The organism is Pseudonocardia lacus (assembly GCF_018531445.1).
GTDB classification, from domain to species: Bacteria; Actinomycetota; Actinomycetes; order Mycobacteriales; family Pseudonocardiaceae; genus Pseudonocardia; species Pseudonocardia lacus.
On sequence record NZ_JAHDTH010000084.1, the window covers coordinates 25,174 to 31,659 of the forward strand.

The 6,486-nt window shown below is 75.0% G+C and carries 7 protein-coding genes; 1 reads left to right on the forward strand and 6 read right to left on the reverse strand.

Annotated elements, in window-relative coordinates; translation table 11 throughout:
* The 3 genes from KIK08_RS19010 to dapE are packed head-to-tail and all read right to left on the reverse strand — an operon-like array spanning nucleotide 1 to nucleotide 2,486.
* Nucleotides 1-576, reverse strand: coding sequence for an LOG family protein (locus KIK08_RS19010; protein ID WP_214404533.1), 576 nt, complete (start codon nucleotides 574-576; stop codon nucleotides 1-3).
* Nucleotides 577-578: 2 nt separating this feature from the next.
* Nucleotides 579-1,370 (reverse strand): LOG family protein, encoded by a 792-nt coding sequence (locus KIK08_RS19015; protein WP_214404534.1) that lies wholly within the window; start codon nucleotides 1,368-1,370, stop codon nucleotides 579-581.
* Nucleotides 1,371-1,412: 42 nt separating this feature from the next.
* The gene (gene dapE / locus KIK08_RS19020) at nucleotides 1,413-2,486 is read right to left on the reverse strand and encodes a succinyl-diaminopimelate desuccinylase (RefSeq protein ID WP_308257729.1); all 1,074 of its coding nucleotides are present in this window, start codon (nucleotides 2,484-2,486) and stop codon (nucleotides 1,413-1,415) included.
* A gap of 41 nt (nucleotides 2,487-2,527) precedes the next feature.
* Here dapE and dapD point away from each other — a divergent pair, with 41 nt between their 5' ends.
* Nucleotides 2,528-3,466 carry a 2,3,4,5-tetrahydropyridine-2,6-dicarboxylate N-succinyltransferase gene (gene dapD, locus KIK08_RS19025; RefSeq protein WP_214404535.1) on the forward strand — a complete coding sequence of 313 codons (939 nt, stop codon included), beginning with the start codon at nucleotides 2,528-2,530 and terminating at the stop codon, nucleotides 3,464-3,466.
* Nucleotides 3,467-3,490: 24 nt separating this feature from the next.
* On the opposite strand, the gene KIK08_RS19030 is transcribed toward dapD, so the two are convergent.
* Genes KIK08_RS19030 through fdxA form a run of 3 tightly spaced genes read right to left on the reverse strand, consistent with a single transcriptional unit; the run spans nucleotide 3,491 to nucleotide 6,180 of the window.
* A complete protein-coding gene (locus KIK08_RS19030; protein WP_308257730.1) occupies nucleotides 3,491-4,651 on the reverse strand; it encodes an MFS transporter in 1,161 nt (386 codons plus the stop codon).
* Nucleotides 4,652-4,692: 41 nt separating this feature from the next.
* Nucleotides 4,693-5,811: a succinyldiaminopimelate transaminase gene (dapC, locus tag KIK08_RS19035; RefSeq protein ID WP_214404537.1), complete on the reverse strand. Its 1,119-nt coding sequence runs from the start codon at nucleotides 5,809-5,811 to the stop codon at nucleotides 4,693-4,695.
* Between the two features lie 42 nt (nucleotides 5,812-5,853).
* A complete protein-coding gene (gene fdxA, locus KIK08_RS19040) occupies nucleotides 5,854-6,180 on the reverse strand; it encodes a ferredoxin (RefSeq protein ID WP_214404538.1) in 327 nt (108 codons plus the stop codon).
* Nucleotides 6,181-6,486: the final 306 nt, after the last annotated feature.

Consider the following 6,486-nt stretch of genomic DNA (forward strand, 5'->3'; position numbering starts at 1 on the left):
TCAACGGGCCATGCGCGAGACGTCGGCCTCGCCGACCTCGCTCGCGCAGGCGTCGAGCGCGGCGTCGACGTCGGTGGTGACGACCAGCCGCTCGATCGCCGCCGGCATGACGAACCCGCGATCCTGCAGCCCCTTCACCCACTCGATCAGGCCGGTGTAGTGGCCGTACGGGTCGAGCAGGACCACCGGTTTGGCGTGCATGCCGAGGTAGCCCGAGGTCCACACCTCGAACAGCTCCTCGCAGGTGCCCACGCCGCCGGGCAGCGCGAGGAACGCGTCGGCGTGCGCCTCCATGACCGCCTTGCGCTCCCGCATGGTGTCGACCAGCAGCAGCTCGTCGGACTCGTGGTCGGCCCACTCGCGGTCGACGAGCGCGTGCGGGATGACGCCGACGGTGCGGGCGCCGCCGAGCCGGGCCGCGGCGCCGACCGCGCCCATCATCGAGTGCCGGCCGCCGCCGGACACCAGCTGCCAGCCACGCGCGGCGATCCCCCGCCCGACCGCGGCGGCGAGCTCGCGGTTCTCCGGCGCGATGCCCTCGATCGACGCGCAGTACACCACCACCGAAAGAGCCATGCTCAGTGCGCCTCTTCCCACGCCCGGTAGGCCTCGTGCACGACCTTGACGACGTCGTCGACGTCGTCGGTGACGTGCAGCAGGGCCATGTCCCTCTCGCCGATCTTGCCCCCGCCGAGCACCTTGTCGGCGATCCAGTCGTGCAGGCCGCCCCAGTAGTCGCTGCCCAGCAGGACCACCGGGAACTTGGTGACCTTCTTGGTCTGCACCAGGGTGAGCGCCTCGAACAGCTCGTCGAGGGTGCCGAAGCCGCCGGGCAGGCAGACGAAGGCCTGCGAGTACTTCACGAACATCGTCTTGCGGGTGAAGAAGTAGCGGAAGTTGATGCCCAGGTCGACCCAGTCGTTGAGGCCCTGCTCGAAGGGCAGCTCGATGCCCAGCCCGATGCTGAACCCGCCGGCGTCCTTGCAGCCGCGGTTGGCCGCCTCCATCGTGCCCGGCCCGCCGCCGGTGATCACCGCGTAGCCCGCCTCGGCCAGCGCCGCGCCGAGCTCCACGCCCCGGGCGTACTCGGGGTGGTCACGCGGAGTGCGCGCCGAGCCGAACACGGTGACCGCGCGGGGCACCTCGGCGAGCCCGCCGAAGCCCTCGACGAACTCGGCCTGGATGCGCAGCACCCGCCACGGGTCGGTGTGCACCCAGTCGCTCGGGCCGCGGGAGTCGAGCAGGCGCTGGTCGGTGGTGGTGGGCTCGTCGCGGTACTGGCCGCGCAGCACCACCGGGCCGCGCTGCTTCTCCTGCGGGTGGCGCGCGGCCCGGCTCTGCTCGGGGCGCGGCGTCCCGGTCTCACTCATGCGCCCAGCGTAGTGACGCCCCTCGCGGCGCCCCCGTGGCCGTCAGGTGAGGAAACGGCGAAGGGTGGCCGCCACCTCGGTGATCTCCCGGGTGTCGACGCGCTCCTCGCGGGTGTGGGCGAGGTTCGGGTCGCCGGGGCCGTAGTTGACGGCGGGGATGCCCAGCGCGGCGAAGCGCGCGACGTCGGTCCAGCCGTACTTGGCCCGCGGGGTGCCGCCCGCGGCGGCCACGAACTCCCGGGCGGCGGGGGTGTCCAGGCCCGGCAGCGCGCCGGGGGCGCTGTCGGTGACGGCCAGGTCGAAGCCGTCGAGGACCTCCCGGACGTGCGCCTCGGCCGCGGCGACGTCGCGGTCGGGGGCGAACCGGAAGTTGACGGTGACGACGCACTCGTCGGGCACCACGTTGCCGGCCACTCCCCCGGCGATCCGCACGGCCTGCAGCCCCTCGCGGTACTCGCAGCCGTCGATGTCGACGCGGCGCGGCTGGTAGCGGGCCAGCCGGTCGAGGACCGCGCCCGCGGCGTGCACGGCGTTGTCGCCCAGCCAGGACCGGGCCGAGTGCGCGCGCCGGCCGCGGGTGGTGACCTCCACCCGCAGCGTGCCCTGGCAGCCCGCCTCGATGGCGGCCCCGGTCGGCTCCCCCAGCAGGGCGAGGTCGGCGTCGAGCCAGTCGCGGTGCTCGCGCTCGATGCGGCCCAGGCCGTTGCGGTCGGCCTCGACCTCCTCGCAGTCGTAGAACACGAGGGTGAGGTCGTGGCGCGGCTCGGTGAGGGTGGCCGCCAGGTGGGCGATGACGGCGTCGCCGGACTTCATGTCGGTGGTGCCGCAGCCGTGCAGCAGGTCGCCCTCGCGGCGGCTGGGCACGTTGTCGGCGATGGGCACGGTGTCGATGTGCCCGGCCAGCAGCACCCGGCGCTCGCGGCCGAGATCGGTGCGGGCGAGCACGGCGTTGCCCGAGCGCAGCAGCTCCAGGTGCGGCGCCTGCGCGCGCAGGGCCCGTTCCAGCGCGTCGGCGAGCGCGGCTTCCTCCCCGGAGACGCTCGGCACGTCGACGAGCGCGGCGCACAGCTCGACCGGGTCGGCGCTCAGGTCCAGCTCGATCGCGAGGTCCGTCACCGGCGGGACGGTACCCGGGAGCGGTTCGGGATGATGGTCCGGTGACTACCGCACCGCGCCGGGAGGGCGCATCGGGCACCGGACTGGCCACCATCGCCGCCGACGGCACGATCCTGGACACCTGGTACCCGGAGCCCGCGCTCGGCCCGGACGCTCCCGACCGCTCCGCCGACCTCGAGCCGCTGGCCGGGGCGGACGCGGCGCGCGGCGTCGAGGCGGTCGTGGTGCGCACGGCGATCGAGTCGCTGGCCGACCCCCCGGTCGACGCGCACGACGTCTACCTGCGGCTGCACCTGCTCAGCCACCGGGTGGTCGCGCCGCACGAGGCCAACCTGACCGGGCTGTTCGGGCTGCTGGCCAACGTGGTGTGGACCGACCGGGGCCCGTGCGCGGTGGCCGGCTTCGAGCTCACCCGCGCCCGGCTGCGCCGGACCGGCCCGGTGACCGTGTTCGGGGTCGACAAGTTCCCCCGCATGGTCGACTACGTGCTGCCCACCGGCGTGCGGATCGCCGACGCCGACCGGGTGCGCCTCGGCGCGCACCTGGCGCCGGGCACCACGGTCATGCACGAGGGCTTCGTCAACTTCAACGCCGGCACGCTGGGCGCCTCGATGGTCGAGGGCCGCATCTCGGCGGGGGTCGTGCTCGGCGACGGCAGCGACCTCGGCGGCGGGGCGGCGGCCATGGGCACGCTGTCCGGCGGCGGCAAGGAGGTCATCTCGGTCGGCAAGCGCTGCCTGATCGGGTCGAACGCCGGCATCGGCATCTCGCTCGGCGACGACTGCGTCGTCGAGGCGGGGCTGTACGTGACGGCCGGCACGAAGGTCACGCTGACCGACGGCGGTGACGTGGTGGCGGCGCGCACGCTGTCGGGGCGCGACGGCCTGCTGTTCCGGCGCAACTCGGTGTCCGGGGCGGTCGAGGTGCTCGCGCGCACCGGGGAGGGCATCGCGCTCAACGCGGCCCTGCACGCCAACTGACGCCGGGTCCGGCACCGCGCCGGCTCACTCCCGGGGGCGGTCGCCGATCGCCACGACCGCCCCGGCCTGCAGGGCCCCGAACACCAGCAGCACGGCCAGCGCGACGGTGAAGCCGCCGGTGAGGTCGATCAGCACGCCCATCAGCAGCGGGGTCAGCCCGGCGCAGACGTAGCCGGTGCCCAGGACCAGCCCGCTGGTGGCCGCGACGGTGGCGCCGTCGGCGGTGCGCCAGGCGATGACGCTGAGCCCGAGCGGGAAGCCGGCGCCCAGGCCCAGGCCCATCAGCACGATCCACCCCCAGGCCCCGACGACCGGTGGTTGCGGCCAGAGCCACACGCCGAGGGAGCCGACGAACGCGCAGGCGCTGGTCGTGCCGGTCCAGAACCGCCAGCGGCGCCTGCGCTCGGCCAGCACCGGCACGACGAGCGCGGTCGGGATCTGGGCCAGGCTCCACACCGCGATCAGCAGCCCGGCCTCCTGGGGGCTCCAGCCCAGGCCCTCGTAGTAGGGCGCGAGCCAGGTCAGCGCCCCGTAGAACACCGACGACGTGCCCAGCTGGTAGACCGCCACCCGGCGGGCGAACGAGCTGCGCCACGGCGGCGCGAGGACCTGGCGCGCGGCGTGCGGGGCGGGGCGCCCGGCCCGGCGGGCCACCGGAACCCACAGCCCGAGGGCCAGCACCGCCGGCACCGCCCAGACGGCCAGCGAGAACGACCAGCCGCCCAGCAGCGTCGCCAGCGGTACCGCGACCGCGCCCGCCGTCGAGGCGCCGACCATCATCGCGACCGTGTAGCCGCCGGTGACCGCGCCGGCCCGCTCGGGCAGGTGCTCCTTGACCACGCCGGCCAGCAGGACACCGGCCAACCCGATGCCCAGCCCCAGCACCAGGCTGCCGCCCACCAGCGCGGCGACCACCGGCACCCCGCGGACCAGGCTGCCCAGCGCGACCAGCCCGACGGCGACGCCCAGCGCGGTCTCCCGGCCGTGGCGCAGCCCGAACGACGACCCCAGGAAGGAGCCCGCGGCCATGGCCAGCAGCGCCCCGGACTGCACCAGCCCGGCCGCGCCCGCGGACAGGCCCAGGTCGTCGCGGGCGGTCTCCAGCAGCGGCGGGTAGCCGGCCAGCGCCGCGCGCAGGTTGACCGATAGCGCGAGCAGGCCCAGCAGCACGACCAACGGGCGCACGGCCCGCGCGGTGGGGGTCGGCGCCGACCCCGACGACGCCGTCACGACCGGCGGCCGTCTCCCGATCCGCCGGCCAACCGGGCGATCGCGGCGTCGATCCGCTCGTCGGAGGCGGTGAGCGCGACGCGCACGTGCCGACCGCCCGCCGGGCCGTAGAACTCGCCGGGGGCGACCAGGATCCCCAGCCCGGCCAGCTCGTGCACGACCTCGCGGCAGGGGCGCCCGTCGGTGGCCCACAGGTAGAGCCCGGCCTCGGAGTGCTCGATGGTCAGGCCGTAGGACTCCAGCGCCGCGCGCAGCCGGGTGCGGCGTGCGGCGTACGTGGCGGCCTGTGCGGCGACGCCCTCGTCGTCGGCGGCGGCCGCGGCCATGGCGGCCTGCACCGGGCGCGGCACGATCATGCCGGCGTGCTTGCGGATCTCCAGCAGGCCGGCGACCAGTGCCGGGTCGCCGGTGACGAAACCGGCCCGGTAGCCGGCCAGCCCGGAGGACTTCGACATCGAGTGCACGGCCAGCAGGCCCTCGGTCGACCCGCCGCACACGTCGGGGTGCAGGACCGAGGTGGCCCCGTCGGACAGCGACAGGTAGCACTCGTCGGAGGCGACGACGGTGCCGCGCTCGCGGGCCCAGTCGACGACCTTGCGCAGGTGCTCCGGGGGCAGGACGCGCCCGGTGGGGTTGGAGGGTGAGTTCACCCACACCAGGGCGACCCGCCGGGGCCCGAGTGCGGCCGTCGAGTCGGAGCGGACGACCTCGGCGCGGGCGAGCAGGGCACCCACCTCGTAGGTGGGGTAGGCCAGCGCGGGGACGACCACGGTGTCGCCGACGCCCAGGCCCAGCAGCGTGGGCAGCCACGCCACCAGCTCCTTCGAGCCGATGGTGGGCAGCACGGCGGCGGGGTCGACGGGCACGCCGAACCGGCGGCGCAGGCTCGCCGCCACGGCCTCGCGCAGCGACTCCGGCCCGTGGGTGGTGGGGTAGCCGGGGTCGTCGGCGGCGGGACCGGACAGCGCCGCGCGCACCGCCGGGGAGATCGGGTCGACCGGGGTGCCGACCGAGAGATCGACGATCCCGTCCGGGTGGGCCCCGGCCAACGACTTGTCGCCGGCCAGGGAGTCCCAGGGGAAGTCGGGCAGGGTCGGGACGGTCGGGGCGGGCATCACGGCGCGAGTATCACACTGCCGCCGCCCGCCCGGGGTGTGTCACTCGTCGTGCTGCTGCGGGGGCAGGCTGGCGGCCGGCTCGACGTCGCGCTCGACCTTGCCGACCTTGGACGCGCCGCCGGGCGAGCCCAGCTCGTCGAAGAAGTCGACGTTGGCCTTGGTGTAGGCGGCCCACTGCTCGGGCACGTCGTCCTCGTAGTAGATGGCCTCGACCGGGCACACCGGTTCGCAGGCGCCGCAGTCGACGCACTCGTCGGGGTGGATGTACATCATCCGACCGCCCTCGTAGATGCAGTCCACCGGACACTCCTCGATGCACGCCTTGTCGAGGAGGTCGACGCAGGGCTCGGCGATCACGTAGGTCACGGACGGTCCTCACGATTCTGGCAGTTCAGGGAAGTCCCAGTATGTATCCCGAACCCGACCGTACGGTACGGGGGGCGGTGTGGCCCGAGACCTTCGACGCAGCGCGGGCGGCCGTTCGGGGACGATGCGGGGGTGCGCATCGGTGGGGGTCCGGACGGGGCTCGGTGTGGGGATCCGGGTGGGGATCCGGGTGGGGATCCGGGTCGGGATCCGGCTGGGGATCTGGTCGGTCGGCGGGTGGCGCTGCGGTTCCGGGTGGGCGAGCGCGACGGCCGACCGCTCTACCGCGACGCCGTCGGCGAGCTG